This window comes from Mycobacterium sp. NBC_00419 (assembly GCF_036023875.1).
Taxonomy (GTDB): Bacteria; Actinomycetota; Actinomycetes; order Mycobacteriales; family Mycobacteriaceae; genus Mycobacterium.
Genome location: NZ_CP107931.1, coordinates 1,582,248 through 1,605,130, shown reverse-complemented (window position 1 = coordinate 1,605,130; position 22,883 = coordinate 1,582,248). Strand labels below are relative to the sequence as shown.

At 67.3% G+C, this 22,883-nt stretch carries 29 protein-coding genes; 22 read left to right on the top strand and 7 right to left on the bottom strand.

Going from position 1 to position 22,883, the window contains the following annotated elements; genetic code table 11:
- Positions 1-42: 42 nt before the first annotated feature.
- From ychF to OG976_RS07325, 6 genes are all read left to right on the top strand, one after another.
- Positions 43-1,134, top strand: a complete 1,092-nt coding sequence (ychF, locus tag OG976_RS07350) for a redox-regulated ATPase YchF (RefSeq protein WP_328359915.1) — start codon at positions 43-45, stop codon at positions 1,132-1,134.
- Between the two features lie 41 nt (positions 1,135-1,175).
- Positions 1,176-1,730: a hypothetical protein gene (locus OG976_RS07345; RefSeq protein WP_328359912.1), complete on the top strand. Its 555-nt coding sequence runs from the start codon at positions 1,176-1,178 to the stop codon at positions 1,728-1,730.
- A 97-nt stretch (positions 1,731-1,827) separates the two neighbouring features.
- Complete coding sequence (locus tag OG976_RS07340; RefSeq protein ID WP_328359909.1) at positions 1,828-2,601, top strand: TIGR02391 family protein; 774 nt, start codon at positions 1,828-1,830, stop codon at positions 2,599-2,601.
- Between the two features lie 46 nt (positions 2,602-2,647).
- Positions 2,648-3,013, top strand: coding sequence for a zinc ribbon domain-containing protein YjdM (locus OG976_RS07335; RefSeq protein WP_328359906.1), 366 nt, complete (start codon positions 2,648-2,650; stop codon positions 3,011-3,013).
- A gap of 153 nt (positions 3,014-3,166) precedes the next feature.
- Positions 3,167-3,364, top strand: coding sequence for a type II toxin-antitoxin system VapB family antitoxin (locus tag OG976_RS07330; RefSeq protein WP_328359903.1), 198 nt, complete (start codon positions 3,167-3,169; stop codon positions 3,362-3,364).
- Positions 3,361-3,729, top strand: a complete 369-nt coding sequence (locus tag OG976_RS07325) for a type II toxin-antitoxin system VapC family toxin (protein WP_328359900.1) — start codon at positions 3,361-3,363, stop codon at positions 3,727-3,729. The genes OG976_RS07330 and OG976_RS07325 overlap by 4 nt, the downstream gene beginning before the upstream one ends.
- An 87-nt stretch (positions 3,730-3,816) precedes the next feature.
- Here the strand turns inward: OG976_RS07325 and arr are convergent, their stop codons facing one another.
- Together arr and OG976_RS07315 are read right to left on the bottom strand one after the other, a co-directional pair.
- Positions 3,817-4,245: an NAD(+)--rifampin ADP-ribosyltransferase gene (gene arr, locus OG976_RS07320; protein ID WP_328359897.1), complete on the bottom strand. Its 429-nt coding sequence runs from the start codon at positions 4,243-4,245 to the stop codon at positions 3,817-3,819.
- A 117-nt stretch (positions 4,246-4,362) separates the two neighbouring features.
- Positions 4,363-4,806, bottom strand: a complete 444-nt coding sequence (locus OG976_RS07315; protein ID WP_328359894.1) for a hypothetical protein — start codon at positions 4,804-4,806, stop codon at positions 4,363-4,365.
- 116 nt (positions 4,807-4,922) lie between these two features.
- On the opposite strand from OG976_RS07315, the gene OG976_RS07310 reads away from it, so the two are divergent.
- From OG976_RS07310 to OG976_RS07300, 3 genes are all read left to right on the top strand, one after another.
- Positions 4,923-6,131 carry a serine hydrolase domain-containing protein gene (locus OG976_RS07310; RefSeq protein ID WP_328359891.1) on the top strand — a complete coding sequence of 403 codons (1,209 nt, stop codon included), beginning with the start codon at positions 4,923-4,925 and terminating at the stop codon, positions 6,129-6,131.
- A 92-nt stretch (positions 6,132-6,223) separates the two neighbouring features.
- Positions 6,224-6,361 (top strand): hypothetical protein, encoded by a 138-nt coding sequence (locus OG976_RS07305; protein ID WP_328359888.1) that lies wholly within the window; start codon positions 6,224-6,226, stop codon positions 6,359-6,361.
- 88 nt (positions 6,362-6,449) lie between these two features.
- Positions 6,450-6,953, top strand: coding sequence for a DUF1942 domain-containing protein (locus OG976_RS07300; RefSeq protein ID WP_328359885.1), 504 nt, complete (start codon positions 6,450-6,452; stop codon positions 6,951-6,953).
- On the opposite strand, the gene OG976_RS07295 is transcribed toward OG976_RS07300, so the two are convergent.
- Entirely contained in the window at positions 6,954-7,634 is a 681-nt protein-coding gene (locus OG976_RS07295) for a guanylate cyclase (RefSeq protein ID WP_442930507.1), read from the bottom strand.
- A 38-nt stretch (positions 7,635-7,672) separates the two neighbouring features.
- On the opposite strand from OG976_RS07295, the gene OG976_RS07290 reads away from it, so the two are divergent.
- The gene (locus OG976_RS07290; protein ID WP_328359879.1) at positions 7,673-7,852 is read left to right on the top strand and encodes a hypothetical protein; all 180 of its coding nucleotides are present in this window, start codon (positions 7,673-7,675) and stop codon (positions 7,850-7,852) included.
- Here the strand turns inward: OG976_RS07290 and OG976_RS07285 are convergent.
- Positions 7,849-8,637, bottom strand: coding sequence for an adenylate/guanylate cyclase domain-containing protein (locus OG976_RS07285; RefSeq protein WP_328359876.1), 789 nt, complete (start codon positions 8,635-8,637; stop codon positions 7,849-7,851). The genes OG976_RS07290 and OG976_RS07285 overlap by 4 nt on opposite strands.
- A 35-nt stretch (positions 8,638-8,672) precedes the next feature.
- Between OG976_RS07285 and OG976_RS07280 the strand changes: the two genes are divergently transcribed.
- Both OG976_RS07280 and OG976_RS07275 read left to right on the top strand, forming a co-directional pair.
- Complete coding sequence (locus OG976_RS07280; RefSeq protein ID WP_328359873.1) at positions 8,673-9,602, top strand: hypothetical protein; 930 nt, start codon at positions 8,673-8,675, stop codon at positions 9,600-9,602.
- 23 nt (positions 9,603-9,625) lie between these two features.
- Positions 9,626-10,534 (top strand): 2-hydroxyacid dehydrogenase, encoded by a 909-nt coding sequence (locus OG976_RS07275; protein WP_328359870.1) that lies wholly within the window; start codon positions 9,626-9,628, stop codon positions 10,532-10,534.
- On the opposite strand, the gene OG976_RS07270 is transcribed toward OG976_RS07275, so the two are convergent.
- Positions 10,478-11,932: a purine-cytosine permease family protein gene (locus OG976_RS07270; protein ID WP_328359867.1), complete on the bottom strand. Its 1,455-nt coding sequence runs from the start codon at positions 11,930-11,932 to the stop codon at positions 10,478-10,480. The two genes, OG976_RS07275 and OG976_RS07270, sit on opposite strands and share 57 nt — an antisense overlap.
- Before the next feature lie 84 nt (positions 11,933-12,016).
- Here OG976_RS07270 and OG976_RS07265 point away from each other — a divergent pair, with 84 nt between their 5' ends.
- Positions 12,017-12,631, top strand: a complete 615-nt coding sequence (locus tag OG976_RS07265) for a TetR/AcrR family transcriptional regulator (protein WP_328359865.1) — start codon at positions 12,017-12,019, stop codon at positions 12,629-12,631.
- Here the strand turns inward: OG976_RS07265 and OG976_RS07260 are convergent.
- Positions 12,621-13,475, bottom strand: a complete 855-nt coding sequence (locus tag OG976_RS07260) for an alpha/beta fold hydrolase (protein ID WP_328359863.1) — start codon at positions 13,473-13,475, stop codon at positions 12,621-12,623. The genes OG976_RS07265 and OG976_RS07260 overlap by 11 nt on opposite strands.
- Before the next feature lie 112 nt (positions 13,476-13,587).
- On the opposite strand from OG976_RS07260, the gene OG976_RS07255 reads away from it, so the two are divergent.
- The 9 genes from OG976_RS07255 to OG976_RS07215 all read left to right on the top strand — a co-directional run bounded on the left by OG976_RS07255 (position 13,588) and on the right by OG976_RS07215 (position 22,038).
- Positions 13,588-14,061, top strand: a complete 474-nt coding sequence (locus tag OG976_RS07255; RefSeq protein ID WP_328359861.1) for a VOC family protein — start codon at positions 13,588-13,590, stop codon at positions 14,059-14,061.
- Between the two features lie 75 nt (positions 14,062-14,136).
- Entirely contained in the window at positions 14,137-14,745 is a 609-nt protein-coding gene (locus OG976_RS07250; RefSeq protein ID WP_328359859.1) for an Mce protein, read from the top strand.
- Complete coding sequence (locus tag OG976_RS07245) at positions 14,742-15,365, top strand: hypothetical protein (RefSeq protein ID WP_328359857.1); 624 nt, start codon at positions 14,742-14,744, stop codon at positions 15,363-15,365. The genes OG976_RS07250 and OG976_RS07245 overlap by 4 nt, the downstream gene beginning before the upstream one ends.
- Before the next feature lie 6 nt (positions 15,366-15,371).
- Entirely contained in the window at positions 15,372-16,271 is a 900-nt protein-coding gene (locus OG976_RS07240; protein WP_328359855.1) for an alpha/beta fold hydrolase, read from the top strand.
- Positions 16,272-16,288: 17 nt separating this feature from the next.
- Entirely contained in the window at positions 16,289-17,527 is a 1,239-nt protein-coding gene (locus OG976_RS07235) for a WS/DGAT domain-containing protein (RefSeq protein ID WP_328359853.1), read from the top strand.
- 40 nt (positions 17,528-17,567) lie between these two features.
- Complete coding sequence (locus OG976_RS07230; protein ID WP_328359851.1) at positions 17,568-18,083, top strand: DoxX family protein; 516 nt, start codon at positions 17,568-17,570, stop codon at positions 18,081-18,083.
- 127 nt (positions 18,084-18,210) lie between these two features.
- Complete coding sequence (locus tag OG976_RS07225) at positions 18,211-19,935, top strand: DUF3556 domain-containing protein (RefSeq protein WP_328359848.1); 1,725 nt, start codon at positions 18,211-18,213, stop codon at positions 19,933-19,935.
- Between the two features lie 133 nt (positions 19,936-20,068).
- Positions 20,069-21,226, top strand: a complete 1,158-nt coding sequence (locus OG976_RS07220) for a thiolase family protein (protein WP_328359845.1) — start codon at positions 20,069-20,071, stop codon at positions 21,224-21,226.
- A gap of 2 nt (positions 21,227-21,228) precedes the next feature.
- On the top strand, positions 21,229-22,038 hold the full coding sequence (locus OG976_RS07215) for a crotonase/enoyl-CoA hydratase family protein (protein ID WP_328359844.1): 810 nt from the start codon (positions 21,229-21,231) through the stop codon (positions 22,036-22,038).
- On the opposite strand, the gene OG976_RS07210 is transcribed toward OG976_RS07215, so the two are convergent.
- Positions 22,039-22,818, bottom strand: coding sequence for a fasciclin domain-containing protein (locus OG976_RS07210; protein WP_328359841.1), 780 nt, complete (start codon positions 22,816-22,818; stop codon positions 22,039-22,041).
- Positions 22,819-22,883: the final 65 nt, after the last annotated feature.

Below are 22,883 nucleotides of genomic sequence, written 5' to 3'. Positions count from 1 at the left end.
CGGCGCCGGGTTGCGTCGTACCTCTCGTAGACTGTGCTCTCTGTGAGCCTCAGCCTAGGAATCGTCGGTCTGCCCAATGTCGGTAAATCGACTCTGTTCAACGCGTTGACCCGCAATAACGTGCTGGCGGCGAACTACCCGTTTGCCACGATCGAGCCGAACGAGGGCGTCGTCCCGCTGCCCGATCCGCGGCTGGTGAAGTTGGCGGAAATCTTCGGCTCCGAGCGGATCCTGCCGGCGCCGGTGACGTTCGTGGATATCGCCGGAATCGTGAAGGGCGCCTCCGAGGGCGCGGGCCTGGGGAACAAGTTCCTGGCGAACATTCGTGAGTGCGATGCCATCTGTCAGGTGGTGCGGGTGTTCGCCGACGACGACGTGGTGCACGTTGACGGCAAGGTGGACCCGAAGTCCGATATCGAGGTCATCGAGACCGAGCTGATCCTGGCCGATCTGCAGACGCTGGAGAAGGCGGTGCCGCGGCTGGAGAAGGAAGCCCGCAACAACAAGGACCGCAAGGCGGTGCACGAGGCGGCGGTGGCGGCCCAGGAGCTGCTCAACGGCGGGACGACGTTGTTCGCCAGCGGCAAGGACTGGTCGCTGCTGCGCGAGCTGAACCTGATGACGATCAAGCCGTTCCTGTATGTGTTCAACGCCGACGAGTCGGTGCTCACCGACGACGCGCGGATCGCCGAGCTGCGGGCGCTGGTGGCACCGGCTGATGCGGTGTTCCTGGACGCCAAGATCGAGGCCGAGTTGCAGGAGCTCGACGACGAGTCGGCCGCCGAGCTGCTGGAGTCGATCGGGCAGACCGAGCGGGGCATGGATGCGTTGGCGCGGGCCGGTTTTCACACCCTGAATCTGCAGACCTACCTGACCGCGGGGCCGAAAGAGGCGCGCGCGTGGACGATTCACCGCGGTGACACCGCGCCGAAGGCGGCCGGGGTGATCCACACCGACTTCGAGAAGGGTTTCATCAAGGCCGAGATCGTGTCGTTCACCGATCTCGTCGAGGCCGGCTCGATGGCCGCGGCCAAGGCCGCGGGCAAGGTGCGCATGGAGGGCAAGGAGTACGTCATGGTCGACGGCGACGTGGTGGAGTTCCGGTTCGGATCAACGTCTACAAGCAAGGGGTAGGAGAAGTGGCGGACCCCACCATCGGATGGTGACACGATTCGATGGTGGAAATCGTCGCGTTGGTCATCTCGGGTCTTTCACTGCTAGTCGCTGGCATCGGGACGTACCAGGCGAACAAGCGCGCCAACGAGGCGCTTGCTGCGTCACGCGATGCCGCGGTGGACGCTCGGTGGTTCGCTGTCCAGGAAGCCGTACAGCGGCTTATTGGTTTCGATCCCATGGCACAGCCAGTTGGTGAGCGACTGCAAAATCTCAGGATCACGATGATTGCGCTTGTCGATCAGCTCGAAGGCTGGGATGGAATCGACTCTTGGTTGGACGCCGAGCGCACGCTGGGCGCAACGATAAGCCGACAAGTGATGGAGGTCTCTGAGCAGGGGGAGACGGTAGAGCAGCGAGTGAAGAATCTCGAACCGCTGATGAGCTGGGCGCACGTTCTAAGCAGCAACCTGCGACGCTTCCGCTCGACTGGCCACAACGCCACGGTTCTAGCTGAACTTCAGGCGAACGCGGAAGCGGTTGTCCGTTCTATCCACGAACGCCACCGTTGGGAGTTGCCGCCTTCGACCAACCCCCGAGTGCGCCCCCTCAATTAGCCATCTCGCAACATGGATCTAGTACGTCTCGGAGCTCGGTCGGGTTCCGCCGACGGATCAACGTCTACAAGGAAGGGGCAGGGCGCGGTGATCGAGCATGAGCGGTGACAAAGAGGGCGCGAAGGCCAGCACCGGCGCACCCCAGGGGATGGACGAAGAATGGGCCATTGAGCAGTGCAACGAGTGGCTTCGACTGCATGAGCGGGTTCCGATCCCCGAAGCCGAGCGCGAGCAGCATGGGCCAAAAGGGCGAATTAGGGGCTCCCTGGCGGAGCGAGAAACGATCTCCAATCGCGTCCACCGGGTAGCTGAGGCCGTCTGGCCGAAGTGGGACGACCGCTGGCGCTTGGAAGCCTCGCGGGTACGAAAGTTGATTTTCGAATTGGAAGAGGGGATTGAGGTCCGTGAGCGTCTGGGGCTGTCGCCGTCCGGACCAGCTCTAGTAGCCGACGCCCTCCACCCTTGGGTTTGGCAAGCTGCCCGACCGCATTGGGAGGGCGGCAACTACGACGCTGCCGTCTGGGCCGCAGCGATCAATGTCAACACTCAACTGAAGGCGAAGGCTCAACGTCCAGACCTGGGTGAGACGAACTTGGTAGAGGCCGCGTTTGGTATCAATCCGCCCGAGGCGGGAAAGGTGCGTCTACGTCTGTGTGACGAGACGAATCCAGCCCTGTTCAAGGATCGACACGTGGGTGCCATATCGCTAGGAAAAGGGCTGTTCTCTGGTGTCCGAAACCCACTCAACCATGTTGGGGCCGAGGACCTGAGCGAACAAGAGGCACTGGAGACCCTGGCGGCGTGGAGCCTTTTGGCGCGGTGGATCGCACAGGCAGACGTTGTAACCGGGCTGACCTTAGGCCCAGGGTAGGTCATGACGTTGATTGGCGATGAGTTCGTGGTGGAGTTCCGGTTCAATGTCTGACGTTCTGCCGCCGTGTCCGGCGTGTGCGAGTGAGTTCACCTACGAGCAGGGGCCGCTGCTGGTGTGCCCGATGTGTGCGCACGAGTGGTCGGCTGATGAGGTGTCCGATGTCGATTCCGCGCACGCCGGTGCCGCGATCAAGGACTCGGTCGGCAACGTCCTCGCTGACGGAGACACGGTGATCGTCGCGACGACCGTGAAGGTCAAGGGCGGCGGTGGCGGGGTTATCAAAGCCGGCACGAAGGTCCGTGGAATCCGGCTCATCTCCGATGGCGTCGGCGATCACGACATCGACGCGAATGTGCCGGGCTTCGGGCGGATGCAGTTGAAGTCGAGCGTGGTGAAGAAGGTCGTCTGAGTGCTGTGACGAGTGGCGCTGGCCAGCGCGACCCGATCGCATCTCGGTCTGAGAGCTTCGCGCCGGAAGTTCTCACTTGTCCAGGCTGTAAATGCCGCCGGCGCGTGAACGTGGCATCATGGTGTGCATCAATGATGCGAGAGTTGGTGTCTCATGAGGACAACGGTGACGATCGACGACGAGTTGCTGGCCAAAGCCGCCGCACTGACCGGGGTGCATGAGAACGTCGCACTGCTCCGGCAGGGATTGCAGACACTGATCCGGGTGGAGAGCGCCCGGCGTCTGGCCGCACTGGGAGGAACAGACCCAGCGGCGGAGGCCCCTCGGCGTCGGCGCAGAGCGGCCGAATGATCCTGGTTGATACCGCGATCTGGATCGATCATCTGCACGCGACCGAGCCGCGTCTCGTCGAACTGTTAGCCGTTGATCAGGTCGGCTGCCACGCCTTGGTGGTGGAGGAGATGGCACTCGGGTCGATCGCTCAACGCGACGTGGTTCTCGATCTGCTCGCCAACCTGTACCAGTTTCCGGTGATGGATCATCGCGAGGTCCTGCACCTGACGAACGAGCGTCGGTTGTGGGGCCGAGGGCTGAGTGCAGTCGATGTTCACCTGATGGCGGCTGTGTCGGTGGTGGGCGGAGCGCAGCTGTGGACAAGGGACAAGCGATTGCAGTCTGCATGTGTGGACATCAAGGTGCGGTTGTTCGATGGGTGACGTTGTTCGGCAACGTTTAACGCGACCGCGACTGTGTGGGTTATGTACGCCATCGGCGCGATATGCGTACATAACGCCCACAGTCGCTCAGTCGTAGACCACATCCAATCCGCGCCGCGCGAGGTCGGCCAACGCCGCGCGCATCCGCGCCAGCTCGTCGGGGGAATGGCCGACCCAGTCGGTGATCTCGCCGACGACCCGTACCGGCTCCCGGGTGCGATAGGAACGCGTGGGGTTGCCGGGTAGCCGCTTGTCGGTGACGTTGGGATCGTCCTCGAGCGCACCGGTCGGTTCCACGATGTAGATCCGTCCGCGACCCTCACCCACGGCCAGCTCCGCGCCCCAGGTGGCAGCGTCCAACGTCTGCGTGACGTACACGTGGTTGGCGTGGCGCTTCTGGTCGTGGTTCATCCGGCGCCCCGCAATCAGCAGATCGCCCACCGCGAGGTCGGCCTTGGTCCCGTGCAGGTATGCGCCGGACTCATGTGGCACAAAGGGTTTCGGTTCTGTGGGCACGGCAGTCTCCGTCCTGTCGGATGTTGTGACAGGACAGTCTGCGACAGACCCCGGGCCTTGCCGCAAGGCCCGGGGTCTGCCATAGTCTGAAGAGGGCGGGGTTGATATCCCCCGCGATCAGTTCGGTTTCGGCGCGGTCGTCGCACTCTCGCACGCGGCACCCAGCGCCTTCGAGGAGTTGTACACGTCATCGGCAGGACCGGCCGGGTTCTCGGCGATCGCCGTGTAGGCCGTCACTAACGCCTCGATCAGATCGGCATCCGGTGTGGTGACCTCGGCCTTGATGTCTTCGAGTTTCTTGGCGGTACCGGCCGGATCGGCGTCGGGGTTGTCACTCATCACCGCGTCGATCTGGGAACAGGCCGCCGCCAGCGTGCCGGCCTCAGCAGTGGCCGCCGCACTGGCAGACGTCGATTCAGCCGCAGATGAGGTGGTCGACGCCGAAGCCGATGTCGTTGACGAGGTCGACGAGGACTGCGAACCGCCACAGCCGGATAGGGACAAGCTCAGCGCGGCCACGGCAATGGGTGCGATCAGCGTGGTCGTGAGCAGTCGTGGCATGGCGGGTTCCTCTCATAGGGGGCGAACGGAGGCAGCATAGTTGCCCCGGCAAAGAGCTGCAGCGACGGCGGGCCTTAGGGCCCCCATCCTGGTGTTAGTCGTGCGACGCTGTCACCATGCGATCGAGGATGTGGGCCGTGCCGCTGGCCGTCGCGCTCATCGCCGGCTGCTCGACCACGTCGGCGCCACCAAGTGTGCTGAAACCGTTGAACGCACAGGCATTTCACGCCGCGATCGAGTCGGCCGCGAAGAAACTCCTCGTGCCCGGCGCGATGGTGCTCCTGCGCACGCCGGAGGGAACCGTCACCGCCGCCGTCGGCACCACGCAGCTCGGCACCCAGACCCCGCCGACGCCGGCCACCCACTTCCGCATCGCGTCCAACACCAAGACCATGACCGCTGCGCTGATCGTGCTGCTGGCCCAAGACGGCAAGCTCAAGCTCACCGACCCGGTGTCGGCGTATGTGCCGAACGTGCCTGGCGGAGGCGACATCACCATCGCGCATCTGCTCACCATGCGCAGCGGCCTCTACGGCTACACCGAAGATCCCGCGCTCGCCGATGTGATGGACACCGAGCCGGCCAAGGCGTGGAACCCGCAGGACGCCCTCGCCATCGCGTTTCGGCATCCGCCGAAGTTCGCCCCCGGCACCGCCTACGACTACAACAACACCAACTACGCCCTGCTCGGTCTGATCGCCGAAAAGGTCGGTGCAGCACCGCTCGCCGAGCAACTGCAGTCGCGGCTGTTCACACCGTTCGGCCTCGCCCAGACGTCGCTGCCTGCCGCAGATGACACCGCACTGCCCGCGCCCTACTCCCACGGCTACATGTACGGCGGTAGCTTCTATGCCCTCGCCGACGTCCCGTATCCGCCGCAGATGCAGGCCGCCGCGAGGGCCGGGACACTGCAACCGATCGACTACACCGACCAGAACCCGTCGTATGCCACCGCGGCCGGCGGGGCGATCTCCACCGCGAACGACATGGCCACCTGGATCAAAGCCCTTGTCTCAGGCCAAGTGTTCGACGCCGACCACCACCGGCAGTGGCTGGACAGCCTGCGCCCGGAGGACCCCGCTGCCCCCGACGGGCAGAAGTATGGCTACGGGATCTCCTATCAGCGGTTCGGCCCGACTGCGGCCATGTACTACCACGGCGGGGAAATGCCGGGCTTCAACTCGTTCATGGGCTACGACCCGGATCACGATGTGACGCTGGTGATCTGGACGAACCTGACGTTATCGCCGGACGGCCAGACGACGGCCAACGCGATACTGCCCGCCGCGCTCAACGAGATCTACCGCGGGCTGTCGCTGAGCTGAGGTGTCCACCGATCGGGGGACAGCGGATTCCACCCCGATCCCGGCCAGCCGGTGGACACCGCAACCGTCGGCAATGGGCGAATCTGAATGACATGAAGCCGAACACGATCATCACCCGCCAGGGCGCCCTGGCCACCTACCGTGGCGCTGAGATCTCCAGCACCTGGATCGCCCCGATCGAGCAGCTCATCCCCGTGTACCGGCCGGCGGGCGAACTGGTGACTGCCTAGACGTTTTCTTGCCTCTCCCATGAAAGAAACACACACCCCTGCGGGCCCTCCCTCCCGCAGGGGTGTGTTCTGTGGCTACGATCCGTCAATGCGGGGTGCGATCGCGGTCATGGCAGTAGTGGTCCTCAGCGCCGGCTGCGCCGAATCGAAACCCCCCACTGAGAGTCCGACCGCCACAGTCGCCGACACCTCGGCGGCTGTGCCGGTGCAGCAGGCGGTGCCCTTCGGTGCCACGCAGACCGTCAGCTCCGAAGGCGCCACCGCGCGCTACACCGTCGCCAACCTCCGCCAGGTTCCGCCCGACGCGCAGATCATCCCGGCGAAGGGGACGATGTACGCCGTCGATGTCACCATCGCCGCGCAGACCGGCACGACGACGTACAACGGGTTCTACTTCGTCGCCAAGGCCGCCGACGGGTCGACGATCGCGCCCGCGGTCGGCGCGGTCCGCCCGGGGATCACCTCCGGGCAGCTGCCTGCCGGCCAGCAGACCGACGGTCACGTGGCCTACGACGTCCCCAACGGCAAGACCGTCACGGCGATCCTGCTGCGCGACCCGCACGGCAAGCTGCTCGCCGTCTGGGCCCAGTAGTCAGCCGGCCACGACCTCGATCTCCTCGCCCAGCCGGTAGCCGTCGATCAGCGGCAGAATGTCACCGCTCCAGAACCGGCCGGGGTCGAACCAGTTCTCGTTCTTCTCGGTGCGGATCAACCCCATCTCCTCGTAGGTGATGGCGACGGTCTCCGCGCAGTAAGCGGTTTCCAGGCCGCTCTCCCGTTTGGCGGTCTTGCGCCGCTCGGCCGATTCGCGGACTCTCTTGTGCAGGAACGGAATTCCCCGGGTCCAGTCGCTGACCGTGGGGATCTGGCCGCGAATCCAGCGGCCGGTCAGTCTGGCGGTGGACGGGAACGGTGTGCCGTCCATCCTGGCGATCACCTTGAGCAGCCGGTCTTCCTGTTCGCGGCTGGCGTGCGGGTGCAGCTGGCGTAGCCAGCAGCGCTGGTCGTAATGGAAAAGCCACTGCTCGACGGCTTCCCGTGCGTCGTTGAGCTGCACGCCGCGATGGTTGGTCCCCGTCCACATGTCGGTCAGCTTCTGGCCGAGTTCGGCGTGCCACATCAGCGGTGGCAGGTCGTCGATCGCCACCGTCATGCCGACATGGTTGATCGGGGAGTTGGTCAGCGTCTGGATCGCCCGGTCCGGGCCGGACCCGCCGCGAAACAGCCAGACATCTCCGGTACGGGTCTCGTTGAGCGCCTGTGTCAGGGACACGGTGTGCACGGTCACCAGCGCAGCTTAGTGTGATCGGCATGCGCAGCATCTGGAAGTGGATCGGGCTGGCCGGTGCGGCCGGTGTCATGGCCGGCGGTGTTCTGGTCGCGCGGGATCAACGCCGCCGCAAGGCCTACACGCCCGACCAGATCCGCAGCCGCCTGCATCAGCGCCTCGCCGACGCCGAAGCCGCCCAGCAGGCCGACCCGCGAGACTAGGCCACCACGGCGTAGAGCCGGTGGGTGCCGGCGAATCCCTTGAGTTCGGCGTCGCGGCCGGAGTCGAAATCCCGGTCGGCCACCGCCCGCCGTACCGGCTCGCTGACCAGGACTTCACCGCCGTCGGCCTGGCTCGCCACCCGGGCGGCCATCGCCACGTTGCGGCCGAACAGATCGTCGCCGCGGCGCACCGACTTACCCATGTGGATGCCGATCCGCACGCGAATGCTGTTGTTGCGCAACCGTTTGGCGTCGCGCGCCAAGGCCTGTTGCATGGCTACGCCGCACCGTACCGCGGCGGCCGGGTCGGCGAAGGCCACCATGAACCCGTCGCCCTGGCTCTTGACCACGTGGCCGTCGTTCGTCTTGACCAGCCCGCGCACCTGCCGGTCGTGGGCCTCGATGACCTTGACGAAGGACCGGTCGCCGATGCGCTCGTTGAGCGCGGTGGATTCCTCGATGTCGGAGAACATGATGACGACGTTGCCGTCCGGTGCGAGCCGGGCCAGGTCGGGCCGCTCCACGTCGGCCCAGTCGGCGAGTTCCTCGATCGAGCTGCGCACCGCGCCGCCGAAGCCCTGGGTGCGCACCAGGTTGGCGGTCTGCCACACCGTCTTGACCGCCTCGCGCCCGCCGGTCCACAGCAGGTTGCGGGTGTCCAGGCGGGCGCGCAGTTCCTCGGTCTCCTGCCTGCTGCCCTGCAGGCGCGACCACAGCACCGCCAGCGCCGCCGCCTCGGCGAGCGCCAGCGCGGCCAGAACCGACACCGCGATCGTCCAACCCACCTCTGCGTCGCCCTCCCGTCGGCAATCCTGAACACATGATGCCCCCGTACTACGAGAGCCGGTTCATCCGCGCCAATCATCCCGGCCGGGCACAGGCCGTGTGGCTGCGCTGGACGCTGCTCTATCCGCGGCCGGGCCAGCCGGTCGCCGACGTGTGGGTGATGGTCTTCGACCCCGACGGCGCCGGCAACCGCGCGCTCAAGCGGCCGCACCCGATCGCCGCTACTGACTACCGCACCGACCCGTGGTCGGCGCGCATCGGCGACACCGCGATCGACGACCTGCGGGCCGGCGGGAGGATCGACGGTGCCCGGTGGGACCTGGCGATCGCACCGGGGGAGGAGCCGGCGGTCAAACTGCTCACCGACCGCGCCTACCGGGCGAGGTTCCCGACCGCCAAAACCCAGGTCCGTCATCCGCTGGCCCGCTTCGACGGCGCGGTCACCCTCGGCGAGCAGGTGTCGCTGACGAACTGGACCGGCAGTGTCAACCACAACTGGGGCCGCAAGCACACCCCGGCCTACGCCTTCGGCCAGGTGTGCGGGTTCGACGGGCACCTGGGCTCCAGCCTGGAGATCGTCACCGCGCACGCCGCACTCGGGCCGCTGCGGCTGCCCGCGGCCACCCTGTTCGTCTTGCGCCATGCCGGGCGGGAGTATGCGGTGCGGTCGATCGCGGCCGCCCGTCACAGCCGCGGCACCTATGAGCCGTTCGCCTGGTCGTTCGGCGGTCGGGTCGACGGCATCGAGATGCGCGGCGAGATCCGGGCGCGGGAATCCGACGTGATCGGGCTGACCTATACCGACACCGACGCCACCACCAAGTACTGCTACAACTCCGCGCTGGCGGACTGCCGGATCACCCTGTCCGGCAAGGGTCTTGACACCGAGCTGACGGCGTCGCGGCGGGCGATGTTCGAGATCCTCACCGATGACCGCAATACCGCGGTGCCGCTGCTGGCCTGATCGGTGCGTAGCAGACTGGCACCATGACCGTTCTCCAGGTGGGCAAGCCCGAACCGTCGCTGGCCGCCGAACTGTCCCGGCGTGACCCACTACCGCAGTTGCCGGTGCACGATCCGCAGGCCGTCACCGTGATCCTGTGCTGCGGGCGCCCGGGGGTCGACGCCGGACTCATCGCGGCACTGCCGAACCTGCAGGCGATCGTGAACTTCGGCGCCGGTGTCGACGCCATCGACGTGAAGGCCGCCCACGCCCGCGGCATCGCGGTGAGCAACACCCCTGATGTCCTGACCGACACCGTCGCCGACACCGCGGTCGGCCTGATGATCGACACCATGCGCGGACTGTCGGCCGCCGATCGCTACGTGCGCGCCGGACACTGGCCGGTGCACGGTCCGTTCCGCTACACCCGCGACGTCAGCGGCAGCCGGGCCGGCATCTTGGGCCTGGGTCGCATCGGCTCGGCGATCGCCACCCGGCTGGCCGGATTCGACTGTGCCATCGCCTATCACAACCGAAGCGAGGTTCCCGGCAGCCCGTACCGCTACTGCGCCACAGCGGCCGAGCTCGCGGGGTCCGTCGACGTTCTGGTCGTGGCCACCGCCGGCGGTCCCGACACCGCCCGCCTCGTCGACCGGCCCGTGCTGGAAGCACTTGGGCCGCAGGGCTTTCTGATCAACATCGCCCGCGGCAGCGTGGTCGATGAGCAGGCGCTGGTCGAATTGCTGGTCAGTGGCGGGCTGGCCGGTGCCGGGCTGGACGTCTTCGCCCACGAGCCGCAGGTTCCTGCGCCGCTGCTCGAGTTGGACAACGTCGTGTTGCTGCCGCATGTCGGCAGCAACACCGCCCGGGCCCGAACTGCGATGGCGCGCTTGGCGTTACGCAATCTCGATGAGTGGCTGGCCCACCGGCGACTGGTCACGCCGGTCACCTAGGGCCCAGCCGGCCACCACGTAGATGGCCACCGCCAGCACCGCCGATCCCACGGTGCTCAGGTCCACGCCGCCGGCGATATCGGCCAGCGGACCGACATAGAGCGTGGTGTTGACCGCTAGCACTCCGAACAGCGAACCGGCCGCCCAGGCTGCCACCGCCGGGATGTTCCAGCCGCCGGTGAACCAGTACCGGCCACCGCGGCGACCGTGGGCGAAGGCCTGCAGATCCACCGGGTCGTAGCCGACCTTGCGGTTGCGCAGCGCGCCGATGGCCAGCACGGCCACCCACGGCGTGATCACGGCATTGAGCACGACCGTCATGGCGGTGACCGAGCCGACCGCGTCGAACACGAACACGCCGACATAGAGCAGGACGATCGCGATCGCGGCGGTGATGATCGTGGTCTGGGTGCGCTTCAGCTTCGGCGCGATGCCTTCCAGGTCAAGGCCGCTGGCGTAGATGCACAGCACGCCCTGGCTCAGGCCGCCCAGCAACGAGATCACCACGATCGGCAGCACGTACCAGGCCGGGGCCGCGGTCACCAGATCGTCGAGATAGGAGTCGGTCGGGTTGGCGAAGCTCATCGCGGTGTAGGCGCCGAACATGCTCGGCAGCAGCACCCCGATGAACATGCCCGCGCCCAGCGCCAGGCAGATCTGTCGGTCGCTGAACCGCACCGCCGAGATACGCCGGGTGTAGTCGCCGATGGTGGGGCCGTACGAGATCGGCGCCGCGGCGAAGAGCACCGCGCACAGCGTCCAGGTCTGCCAGAAGCCGCCCAGTGCGTACTCGCCCGAGCTCGCACCCGGGGTGAATCCGCCTGCGAACGCGAAGACACCCAGGATCAACAACGCGCCGACCACCGGCACCACGATCTTCTGCATCGCCACGATGGTGGCGTGGCCGTAGAGCGCAACGGTCACCATCAGGGCGGCGACGATCGCGTACCCGACCCCACGCACCACGTCGGTCTCGGGCAGCCCGAACATCCGGTGGGCCGCGGCCACCAGAGCGTCACCACTGGTCCACACCGTGACCGCCGCGAATCCGAGCGCGATCGCCAGCGCCAGGCCGGATCCGATGAAGCGGCCCCGGATTCCGAAGAACGCGCCGCTGGACACCGTCATGTTGGTGCCGGTGCGGGGGCCGATGACGGCGGTCGGCAGCACGGCGAGCGTGCCGACGGCGATTCCCACCGCCATCGAGGCCAGCGTCTGCCAGAAGCTCAGGCCGAACAGGATCGCGAACGCCCCGAAGACGACGTTGGTCCACGTCAGGTTGGCGCCCAGGAACACCGCGGCCAGGTTGCGCGGGCTGGAGTCCCTGGCCTCTTCGGGCAGGTACTCGACGCCGGCGGCTTCGATGGACCCGAGGCGATCGGTGGTGGCAGTGGCCATCGGACACTCCTTGTTGATGGGTGCTTCAATAGTGTTGATGTAGTGTTCAATAAGAATGGTGATCCGTCAAGGGGAAGGACGACAGTGGTCGCGAAGGCGATGCGAGACGCCAAACGCAAGATGCCGGCCGAACGGCATGACGAGCTGCTGGGCCAGGCGGTGCTGATCAGCCGCACCGACGGCCTCGGCGCGGTCACGCTGCGCAAAGTCGCCGCCGACCTGGGCGTCACGCCGGGTCTGGTCAGCCATTACTTCTCGTCGGCCGAGCAGCTGATCACCGCCGCGTTCCGGGCCGCCGCCACCGAGGACCTGGACAACTCCCGCAAGCTGCTGGCCGCCGAGCCCACCGCCACCGCGGGCATCAACGCCCTGATGGACTACACCCTCGACGAGTCCAGCATGGAAGCCAGCGCGCTATGGCTGGAGGCGTGGAGCCTGGGGCGCACCAACCCGGCGCTGGCAGCCGAAGCGGCCGCACTGACCGATCAGTGGCTGACGTGCATCGCCGACGTGGTGCGTGCCGGCAGCGACAGCGGGGAGTTCCACGTCGCTGACGCCGACGTGGCCGCGCGACGGCTGCTGACCATGATCGACGGGCTCGGCGCCCAGATGGTGGTGCGCGCGGTGGCCCCCGAGGAGCTCAAGCACATCGCCCGCTCCTACGTCGCCGCCGAGCTGCACCTGCCGATCACGGGGTGACGAAGGCGACGACGGCGTCGCTGAACGCGTCGTTGTCGTCACCGGCCGCGGTGTGGCCGGCCTCGGAGAGTTCGACGAACTCGGCGTGCGGCACCTTGGCCAGGAAGTCCTGCACCCCCTCGGTGCTGACCACATCGGACTGCCTGCCGCGAATGAGCAGGATCGGGATGGTCAGTTCGGCCGCCGCCTGCTCCAACTCCTCGACGCGGACGAACTCCTCGGCCTCGACCGGCTTGAGGAACGCCGGGTCCCAGTGCCAGAACCAGCGGCCGTCGCGCTGCCGCAGATTCTTCTTGAGACCCTCGAGATTCTTGGCCCGTCTGCGGTGTGGCAGGTAGGCGGCGATCGCGTCGGCCGCCTGCTCGAGGGTGTCGAAGCCGTGCACGTGGCTGGCCATGAAATCGTGGATGCGCGAGGTGCCCTTCTCCTCGATCCGCGGCACCACGTCGACGAGAACCAGCTTGGTGATCTTCTCCGGGCCGGCGAGCTTGGCCACCAGGATGCCGGTCAGCCCGCCCATGCTGGCCCCGATCAACACCACCGGCCGCCCGATCTGGTCCAGCACCCGCAGGACGTCACCGCACAGGGCACTCACGGTGTAGACGCCGTTCGGCGCGCGGTCGCTGTCACCGTGGCCGCGGGCGTCGAGTGCGACGACATGCAGGCCCCGGTCGGCCAGCACCTGCCCGGTGTTCTTCCAGGAGAACCGGTTTTGGCCCCCGCCGTGCAGCATCAGGATGGTCGGCCGGTCGCTCGCGCCCCGGTTCCACTCGTCGCCCACCAGGGTCAGCTTGTCCTCACCGCGGAACTCCACGGTCTGCGCACCACTGGTCGTGCTGGTCACAGGCATCCTCTCGGCCGAGCCTGGAAAGCACGTTACCCAGGACCGGTTGATGACTTTCGCCAGCCCTGGCGGTCTATCTGTTCGAGGCCGACCGAATAAAGGAGAAGTTCCGATGCCGTCCATTACCCCTTCGCTGTGGTTCAACGACGACCTGGAGGAGGCGATGCTGTTCTACACCGCGATCTTTCCCAACTCGTCGGTCGAGCACGTGGCCCGCTACACCGAGGCCGGGCCGGGCACCCCGGGCCAGGTGGTCTCGGCCAGTTTCGTGCTCGACGGCACTCGGTTCACCGGGATCAACGGCGGGCCGGTGTTCGCGTTCACCGAGGCGATCTCGTTCCTCATCGAGTGCACCGACCAGGACGAGGTCGACCACTACTGGACTGCGCTGCTCGACGGCGGTCAGGAATCCCAGTGCGGCTGGCTCAAGGATCGGTTCGGCGTGAGCTGGCAGGTGGTGCCCACCCGATTGCTGGAGCTGCTCTCTGATCCCGACCACGACCGCGCGGCCGCAGCCACGGCGGCGATGCTCGGAATGCGCAAGATCGTCATCAGCGAGCTGGAGGTCGCGACCACCAACCGCTGACCGTCACTCCAGGCATTACCGGTACCCTTGCGCCCCAGCGGGGACGATCGTTCCGACGTGCCGGAGGGAGCAAGCATGGCCGACGAGCCAGACGTGCCCGATAACGAGGTGACCACCGACGCGGCCGAGGAGGCCGTCGAGGACACCACAGCGGATGTGGCCGACGAGCCCGTCACGGAAGCCAAGGCCAGGCGGCCGTGGTCGCACGTCAAGATCGCGCTGACCGTCGGCCTGGCCACCGTGGTCGCACTCGGGGGCCTCACCGGCTGGCTCGGCTATCAGGCCTACCAGGCCCGGCAGGCGCAGCAGCTCGACGAACTGCTGGTCAGCGTGGGCCGCCAGGGTGCGATCAACCTGACCACCATCGACTTCGAGCATGCCGATGCCGACGTGCAGCGCATCCTGGACTCCGCCACCGACGCGTTCTACGACGACTTCGCCAAGCGGTCCCAGCCGTTCGTCGAGGTCGTCAAGCAGGCCAAGTCCAAGTCCGAAGGCACCGTCAACGAGGCGGGTCTGGAGTCGGTCAGCGGTACCGAGGGCCAGGTCCTGGTGGCCGTGACGGTCAAGACCCAGAACGCCGGCGCCCAGAACCAGCCACCGCGCAACTGGCGGATGCGCCTGACGGTCAAGAAGACTGGCGCCGACGAAGCGAAGGTCTCGAAAGTGGAGTTCGTGCAGTGACGACACCCGACGACAAGGCCGAAGCCACGGCCAAAGAACTTGACGACATCGAGGACTTCGACGACATCGAGGACTTCGACGACATCGACGATGTCGAGGCGGCCGAGGCCGACGAGCAGGTTGTGCCGGAGAAGCACTTCAGCTGGTCGCGCCTGGTCGCGTTCGTGATCCTGCCGGTGCTGGCACTGCTGCTGGGTGCGGGTGCCGGTTACCTGAAGTGGGAGTACTTCTCGCGCCACGACGCCGACCGCTCGGCGCAGGCCGCGATGGCCGCAGCCAAGGATTCCACCGTCGCGCTGCTGAGCTACAAGCCCGACACGGTCGAGAAGGACCTCGGCGACGCCCGCGGCCGGCTGACCGGAAACTTCCTGGACGCCTACACCCAACTGGTGAACACCGTCGTGATCCCGGGCGCCAAGGAGAAGAAGATCTCAGCGCTGGCAACGGTGCCCGCCGCGGCGCCGGTGTCGGCCAACGCCGGCCACGCCGTGGTGCTGCTGTTCGTCGACCAGACCGTGGTGGTGGGCAGTGACGCCCCGACCAACACCGCGTCCAGCGTCCGGGTCACCCTCGACAAGGTCGGTGACCGCTGGCTGATCTCCGGCTTCGACCCGATCTAACGGCCCATGCCCACGCCGCGCTGGATCGACGTCGCCGCCCCCGCCGTGCAGCTGCGGGCGCTGACCTGGGGACCCGATGAAGGCCCGATTGCGTTGTGCCTGCACGGTTTTCCCGACACGCCCTACGGATTCCGAAAGCTCGCCCCGCAGCTGGTGGCGGCCGGCTACCGGGTGATCGCACCGTTCATGCGTGGGTATGTGCCGTCGTCGATCCCGTCGGACGGCAGCTATCACATCGGCGCGTTGATGGACGACGCGCTGAAGGTGCGCGAAGCCTGCGGCCCGACCGACCGCGACGTGGTGATCGGCCACGACTGGGGCGCCATCACCGCCACCGGGCTCGCGGCGCTGCCCGACAGCCCGTTCGTCAAGGCCGTGGTGATGTCGGTGCCGCCGTCGGCCGCGCTCACTCCCGACGGCCCGGTGCCCAACCGCGGCAAGCTGCTGCGGCTGCTGCCCGCCCAGGTGGCGCGCAGCTGGTACATCAGCTACTTCCAGCTGCCGCTGCTGCCGGAACGGTCGGAATCGTGGATCGTGCCGCTGCTGTGGCGGCGATGGTCGCCGGGGTACAACGCCGCCGAGGACCTGCGCCACGTCGACGCCGCGATCGGTGCTCCGCAGTACTGGCGGGCCGCGCTGGGCCCGTACCGCGCGACCATCCGCAACACCAAGCCGCCGGCCCGCTACGCCGAGTTGCACCGCTGGTGGACCAAGCCCCCGCGGCTGGCCACGCTGTACCTGCACGGCAACGACGACGGTTGCATGACACCGGAATTCACGCCCTGGGTGCGTGACGCGCTGCCGCCGGGCAGTGACGTCGCGATCGTCGAGAACGCCGGGCATTTCCTGCAACTCGAACAGCCCGACGCGGTGGCCCGGCGGATCCTGGACTTCCTGCGTTCGTGAGGCCCGCAACCAGAGCGATGACCGCGGTGGACGCGCAGATGTTCTGGATGTCGGCGGCCACGTCCAGCGACCAGATCATTCTGTATGCCTTCGACGGTTCGCCGGCCGACCCGGGCGCCGCAGTCGAGGAGCTGATGCGGCGGGCGCAGGCGTGTGACGAGCTGCGGCTGCGGGTGGTCGAGGCGGGTCGGTGGCGCTACCCGCGATGGCAGCACGGGGCGGTCGACCCCGGCCAGTTCGTCGTCCACTCCGGCGCCACGCTGGACTGGCAGGACTGTGTGGACGCCGCGGCGCGACTGCGCGGCGACCAACTCGATCTTCACGACATGACCTGGCGTGCATACATTTATCCCGCGGTGCGCGACCTGCCCGGCTGCTCGGGCGTGGGCTCGGTGGTGGTGATGCAGTTGGGCCATGCCTACGCCGACGGTAGCCGGGGGACCGCACTCGCCGGCGCGCTGCTGGGCCGTCAACAGCCGGTACCGGTGCCCGCTCCGGGCAGGCGCGGATTCCTGCCTGCCCGTGGAGTCGCCGCCGCGCGGGCGCACCGCGCACTGGTACGCGACACCGAGGCCGGGCTGGTGCCGCCGCCCGCGCCGGGGTGCCCGCTGCTCAGCATCAACCGGCGGCCCCACGCGGGATCGGTGGTGCGCACGCTGGTGTTGGGCCGCGACGAGCTGGCCACCCCGACGGTGACGATCGGCGTGCTGGTCGCGGTGTCCGAGGCGCTGGCGGGATATCTCGCCGCACGGGGCGAGGACACCTCGGCACTGGGTGCTGAAGTCACGATGGCCGGACAGCAGGATTCCAGCGCCCACAACAACTTTCGCAATGTCGGCATCCGGCTGCATCCCGACGCCGACCGCGTCCGGCGGGCCGAGCTGATCGGCGCCGAGCTGGCCGCCGCGCGCCGGCGCGGCGAGCACCCCGCGTTACGGGCGTCGGCCGCCGCCTTCGCCGCAACCCCCGCGGCGTTGTTGCGCTGGGGTGTGCGGCAGTTCGACCCGGCGGCCCGTTCGCCGACGGTCACCGGAAACACGGTGGTGTCCAGCGTGAACCGCGGGCCGGCGGATCTGTCCTTCGGTGGATCCCCGGTGTTGTTCGCCGCCGGGTTCTCCGCGCTGTCGCCGATGATGAGCCTGACCCACGGTGTGCACGGCCTCGGCGACATCGTCACCATCAGCGTGCACGCCGACCCCGACAACCTCGACGTCGACGACTACCTTGACCGCTTGAGAATCGCGTTTGGCCGTTGAGGAGTAACGCCGATGGCCGCAATGCCTTAGGTTTACCTGCGTGACTGCCTACGACGTCGGATTGCTGATCCTGCGGCTGGTGCTCGGCCTGACCATGGCCGCGCACGGCTACAACAAGTTCTTCGGCGGCGGCCGCATCAAGGGCACTGCCGGCTGGTTCGAGAGCATCGGCATGAAGCCGGGCACCTTCCATGCCCGGGTGGCCGCGAGCACCGAGGTGGCGGCGGGTCTGGGCTTGGCGGTCGGTCTGCTGACGCCCGTCACCGCCGCGGGCTTCGTGGCGCTGATGCTCGTCGCGGCGTGGACGGTGCACCGGCACAACGGCTTCTTCATCGTCAAGGAGGGCTGGGAGTACAACCTGGTGCTGGCGGCGGCAGCGGTCACGCTCGCCGCGACCGGGGCGGGCAAGCTCAGCCTGGACTACGCCCTGTTCAAGAACACCAGCCTGTACGACCTGCTGCACGGGTGGCCGGGGTTGGCCATCGCGGTGGGGCTAGGGCTCGCCGGCGGCATCGGTCAGCTGGCGATCTTCTACCGTCCCCCCGCCAAGGCCTGACCCCCCGTCGCCCAAACCGACAAACGGGCGAACTTTCGCGAGAGGATCCCGCCAGAACGTCGATCTCGGCGCGGCCCGTTGTCCCAACTGCGCCCGCAAGACTAGAACACGTTCTAGTCTTGCCCGCATGGGATTTCTGAAGCAAGAAGTACCCGTCATCGACTTCGAGACGTGGAGCAAGGGCACGCGGGCCGAGAAGATCAAGCCGATGGCGCGGCACTGGGCCGAGGTGGGGTTCGGCACGCCGGTCATCCTGCATCTGTTCTACGTCGTCAAGATCCTGCTCTACATCTTCATCGCCGCCCTGTTCGCGTTGGCCACCAAGGGGATTGACGGCTGGGGCAATATCGGGCAGTGGTGGTCGGAGCCGATCGTCTTCGAGAAGGCCGTGCTGTACACGATGCTGTTCGAGGTCGTCGGCCTCGGCTGCGGCTTCGGGCCGTTGAACAACCGGTTCTTCCCCCCGATGGGCTCGATCATCTACTGGTTGCGGCCGAACACCATTCGGCTGCCACCGTGGCCGAACCGGGTGCCGCTGACAAAGGGTGATCGTCGCGGGCCGGTCGACGTCGCGCTCTACGGGGCGCTCATCGTCATGCTCCTGGTCGCCCTGTTCTCCGACGGCACCGGACCCATCCCCGCACTGGGCACCGAGGTGGGCCTGCTGCCGACCTGGCAGATCGTGGCCGTTCTGGTTCTGCTGGCGCTGGCCAGCCTGCGCGACAAGGTGATCTTCCTGGCCGCCCGCGGTGAGGTCTACGCCAGCTTCGCGGTGGCGTTCCTGTTCGCCGGGGTCGACGTCATCATCGCCCTCAAGCTGGTCTGCATGGCGATCTGGATCGGCGCCGCGACCTCCAAGCTCACCCGGCACTTCCCGTTCGTCATCTCCACGATGATGTCCAACAGCCCGGTGATGCGGCCCCGCTTCCTCAAGCGCATGTTCTTCGCGAACTTCCCCGAGGATCTGCGGCCGGGGCGCTTGTCCCATGTCCTGGCCCACGTCAGCACGGCCATCGAGATGGGCATCCCGCTGGTGCTGTTCTTCTCCCACGGTGGCTGGCCGACAGCGATTGCGGCTTTCGTGATGGTCTGCTTCCACCTCGGCATCCTCTCGGCGATCCCGATGGGGGTGCCGCTGGAGTGGAACGTCTTCATGATCTTCTCGGTGCTGTCGCTGTTCGTCGCGCATGCGCAGGTCGGCATCAGCGACCTGACCAGCCCGTGGCCGGTGGTGCTGTTCGCGGTGCTGGCCACCTTCGTCGTCCTCGGCAACACGGTCCCGCGCAAGGTCTCCTTCCTGCCCGGCATGCGCTACTACGCCGGCAACTGGGACACCACGCTGTGGTGCATCAAGCCGTCGGCTGAGGCGAAGATCGACAAGAACCTGGTCGCGATCGCCAACATGCCCGCCGCCCAGTTGGAGAAGTTCTACGGCAGCAAGGAAGCCGCCCAGATCCCGATCTACATGGGCTACGCCTTCCGCGCGTTCAACACCCACGGCAAGGCGTTGTTCACGCTGGCCCACCGCGCCATGGCCGGGTACAACGAGGACGACTACTCGATCACCGACGGCGAACGCATATGCAGCATGGCCATCGGCTGGAACTTCGGCGACGGCCACATGCACAACGAGCAGCTGATCAACGCGATGCAGCAGCGCTGCGGATTCGAGCCCGGCGAAGTGCGGGTGGTTCTGCTCGACGCCCAGCCGCTGCACAAACAGCGCCAGGAGTACCGCCTCGTCGACGCCGCGACCGGCGAGTTCGAGCGCGGCTGGGTGGCGGTCGCCGACATGGCCACCCGCCAGCCGTGGGACGACGACCTGCCTGTGCACGTCACCAGCGGCAAGTAGCGCCCGGCACGACTCGGCGGGGGGCTGACGGACTCCGACTAACCGAACGGTTGGTTGGCCCCGCCCGGAGTCGGTCTGATGAGGCGTGTTATTAATCGAGGACAACTATTCATCTCACCCAAGGAGAAGCTCGATGGCTGAAGCGGTCATTGTCGAGGCTGTGCGCGCACCAGTCGGTAAGCGCAACGGCGCACTGTCCGGGGTGCACCCCGCCGAGTTGTCGGCCCAGGTGCTCAACGGCCTGGTCGAGCGGGCCGGTGTCGACCCGGCTCTCGTCGACGACGTGATCTGGGGCTGCGTCATGCAGGCCGGTGAGCAGGCGCTCGACATCGCCCGCACCGCGTTGCTCAGTGCCGGCTGGCCCGAGTCCGTCCCGGGTGTGACCGTGGACCGCCAGTGCGGTTCCAGCCAGCAGTCGCTGCACTTCGCTGTCGCCGGAGTGGTGGCCGGCCACTACGACGTCGTCGTCGCCGGTGGCGTCGAGTCGATGTCGCGCACGCCGATGGGCTCCTCGCTGGCCAACGGCGGCAACCCCTACGGTGCGTCGTTCAAGGCGCGCTACGCCAAGACCCCGAACCAGGGCGTCGGCGCCGAGATGATCGCCGAGCAGTGGGGCCTCAGCCGCACCCAGCTCGACGAGTTCTCCCTGCGTTCGCACGAAAAGGCCGCTGCAGCACAGGATTCCGGCGCATTCAAGGATCAGATCGTCGGCATCAAGACCCAGGACGCCGACGGCAACGACACCGTGGTGCTCGAGGATGGCGGTATCCGCCGCGGCGGAACGCTCGAGTCGATGGCCAAGATCAAGCCCGCGTTCAAAGACGACGGCGTGATCCACGCCGGCAACTCCAGCCAGATCTCCGACGGTTCGGCCGCGCTGCTGGTCATGTCGGCCGAGAAGGCCAAGGATCTGGGACTCAAGCCGTTGGCCAAGGTGCACACCGCGGTGCTCGCCGGCGCCGATCCGGTCATCATGCTGACCGCTCCGATCCCGGCTACGCAGAAGGCGTTGAAGAAGTCGGGCCTGACCGTCGACCAGATCGGTGCGTTCGAGGTCAACGAGGCCTTCGCCCCGGTGCCGATGGCCTGGCTCAAGGACATCGGCGCCGACGAGTCCAGGCTCAACCCCAACGGTGGCGCGATCGCGCTGGGCCACCCGCTGGGCGGCTCCGGTGCCCGCATCCTGACCACGCTGCTTTATCACATGCGGGACAACAACATTCAATACGGCCTGCAGACCATGTGCGAGGGCGGCGGCCAGGCCAACGCCACCATCCTCGAGCTGCTCTAGAGGTGTCAGACGTGCAAGCCCCCGCCGCTCTTTACGAGCGGCGGGGCAACGTCGCGCTGATCACCATCAACCGGCCCGAGGCCCGCAACGCGGTTAACGCCGCGGTCAGCACGGCTCTCGGTGACGCCGTGCAGCAGGCGCAGGATGACGCCGAGGTGTGGGCGGTGGTGATCACCGGCGCCGGCGACAAGTCGTTCTGCGCCGGTGCCGACCTTAAAGCACTCTCGCGGCGGGAGAACATCTTTCACCCGCAGCACCCGGAATGGGGCTTCGCCGGTTACGTCCGGCACGCGATCGACAAGCCCACCATCGCCGCCGTGAACGGCACCGCGCTCGGCGGCGGCACCGAGCTGGCGCTGGCCAGTGATCTCGTGGTCGCCGCGCAGAGCGCCACGTTCGGTCTGCCGGAGGTCAAGCGCGGACTGGTGGCCGCCGCGGGCGGGGTGTTCCGGATCGTCGAACAACTGCCACGCAAGGTGGCCATGGGTCTGCTGTTCACCGGTGAACCCATCACCGCCGACGAGGCGCTGCAGTGGGGCCTGATCAACCAGGTGGTGGCCGACGCCACCGTGGTCGACGCGGCTTTGGCTCTGGCACAACGCATTACCGTCAACGCGCCGCTGGCTGTTCAGGCCAGCAAGCGCATCGCGGTGGGTGTCGACGTTGAAGACGGCAGGGCCACCGTCACTGCCGACGAGGTCGGCTGGTCGCGCACCATGCGCGAGATCGGCACCTTGATGAAGTCCGAGGACGCCAAGGAGGGGCCGCTGGCCTTCGCCGAGAAGCGTCCGCCGGTGTGGAAGGCGCGCTAGCTAGGCAGGAGCCTTGGTGGTCGTCGGCGTCGCCGACGTACTGGCCGGTGCTTCGCTGGTCGGCGTCGTCGACGGCGCCTCACTGGAGGTGGTGGCCGTGGTCGAGGTGGTCGACGTCGTCGTGCCCGCCTCGCTCGGGGTCAGCACCGTGTCGATCATGTAGATGTAGGCGCCCTTGGCGGTGTAGCTGCAGACGACCTTCGCGGTGTCGTTGACCTTGATGTCGCCACCCTTGCCGGTGACACTGATCAGCCGGCCGTCCTGGGTGGGCATCTTGCCGGCGACGTCGTTGGGGCCCAGGTAGCCGAGCACCATGTGGTAGAAGACCGTCGGCAGCAGCACCGCCGGATCGCTCTTCAGCGTCGCCAGGGTGGACTCGTCAAGTTTCGCGAACGCCTCGTCGGTCGGCGCGAACACGACGTAGGGGCCGCCGTCGAGGGCCGAGGTGACGTTGACGGCCGGATTCAGCTTGCCGGAGATGGCCGCACTGAAGGTGCTCAGATCCGGGTTGTTGGCGATCGCGACCGAGGCGACCTGGCTGCCCATGCTGGTGATCGAACCGGCCCCGGTGGGCACCTTGTTCTTGTAGGCGTCGCAGCCCGGACCCTGCGGATCGGGCAGCTGGGTCATGGTGGGCACCGGGATCGCCGAGGTGGTCGGCGCTGCGGTATCCGTGGTCGGGGTGGTCGGATCGGCGTAGGCCTGCACGGCCGTCGGGATCGCGACGGCGATGGCGGCGATGGCCGCGGCCACGCCGAGGCTCTTGGTACGAGTGCTCACAACGGCTCCTAGCTGTTCATCCGGAGTCGGCGATTCGCGGGATCCCCGGTCGCCGCGACGCCTGA

Bases quoted from the DNA above. Each gene is read 5' to 3' on its own strand.
- OG976_RS07225 (WP_328359848.1), top strand. From the start codon at position 18,211: ATGGGATTTCTGAAGCAAGAAGTACCCGTCATCGACTTCGAGACGTGG.
- OG976_RS07255 (WP_328359861.1), top strand. From the start codon at position 13,588: ATGCCGTCCATTACCCCTTCGCTGTGGTTCAACGACGACCTGGAGGAG.
- OG976_RS07325 (WP_328359900.1), top strand. From the start codon at position 3,361: ATGATCCTGGTTGATACCGCGATCTGGATCGATCATCTGCACGCGACC.
- OG976_RS07345 (WP_328359912.1), top strand. From the start codon at position 1,176: ATGGTGGAAATCGTCGCGTTGGTCATCTCGGGTCTTTCACTGCTAGTC.
- OG976_RS07305 (WP_328359888.1), top strand. From the start codon at position 6,224: ATGAAGCCGAACACGATCATCACCCGCCAGGGCGCCCTGGCCACCTAC.
- OG976_RS07240 (WP_328359855.1), top strand. From the start codon at position 15,372: ATGCCCACGCCGCGCTGGATCGACGTCGCCGCCCCCGCCGTGCAGCTG.
- OG976_RS07330 (WP_328359903.1), top strand. From the start codon at position 3,167: ATGAGGACAACGGTGACGATCGACGACGAGTTGCTGGCCAAAGCCGCC.
- OG976_RS07310 (WP_328359891.1), top strand. From the start codon at position 4,923: ATGCGATCGAGGATGTGGGCCGTGCCGCTGGCCGTCGCGCTCATCGCC.
- OG976_RS07290 (WP_328359879.1), top strand. From the start codon at position 7,673: ATGCGCAGCATCTGGAAGTGGATCGGGCTGGCCGGTGCGGCCGGTGTC.
- OG976_RS07340 (WP_328359909.1), top strand. From the start codon at position 1,828: ATGAGCGGTGACAAAGAGGGCGCGAAGGCCAGCACCGGCGCACCCCAG.
- OG976_RS07235 (WP_328359853.1), top strand. From the start codon at position 16,289: ATGACCGCGGTGGACGCGCAGATGTTCTGGATGTCGGCGGCCACGTCC.
- OG976_RS07280 (WP_328359873.1), top strand. From the start codon at position 8,673: ATGATGCCCCCGTACTACGAGAGCCGGTTCATCCGCGCCAATCATCCC.
- OG976_RS07300 (WP_328359885.1), top strand. From the start codon at position 6,450: ATGCGGGGTGCGATCGCGGTCATGGCAGTAGTGGTCCTCAGCGCCGGC.
- OG976_RS07270 (WP_328359867.1), bottom strand. From the start codon at position 11,932: ATGGCCACTGCCACCACCGATCGCCTCGGGTCCATCGAAGCCGCCGGC.
- OG976_RS07250 (WP_328359859.1), top strand. From the start codon at position 14,137: ATGGCCGACGAGCCAGACGTGCCCGATAACGAGGTGACCACCGACGCG.
- OG976_RS07220 (WP_328359845.1), top strand. From the start codon at position 20,069: ATGGCTGAAGCGGTCATTGTCGAGGCTGTGCGCGCACCAGTCGGTAAG.
- OG976_RS07315 (WP_328359894.1), bottom strand. From the start codon at position 4,806: ATGCCACGACTGCTCACGACCACGCTGATCGCACCCATTGCCGTGGCC.
- OG976_RS07335 (WP_328359906.1), top strand. From the start codon at position 2,648: ATGTCTGACGTTCTGCCGCCGTGTCCGGCGTGTGCGAGTGAGTTCACC.
- OG976_RS07275 (WP_328359870.1), top strand. From the start codon at position 9,626: ATGACCGTTCTCCAGGTGGGCAAGCCCGAACCGTCGCTGGCCGCCGAA.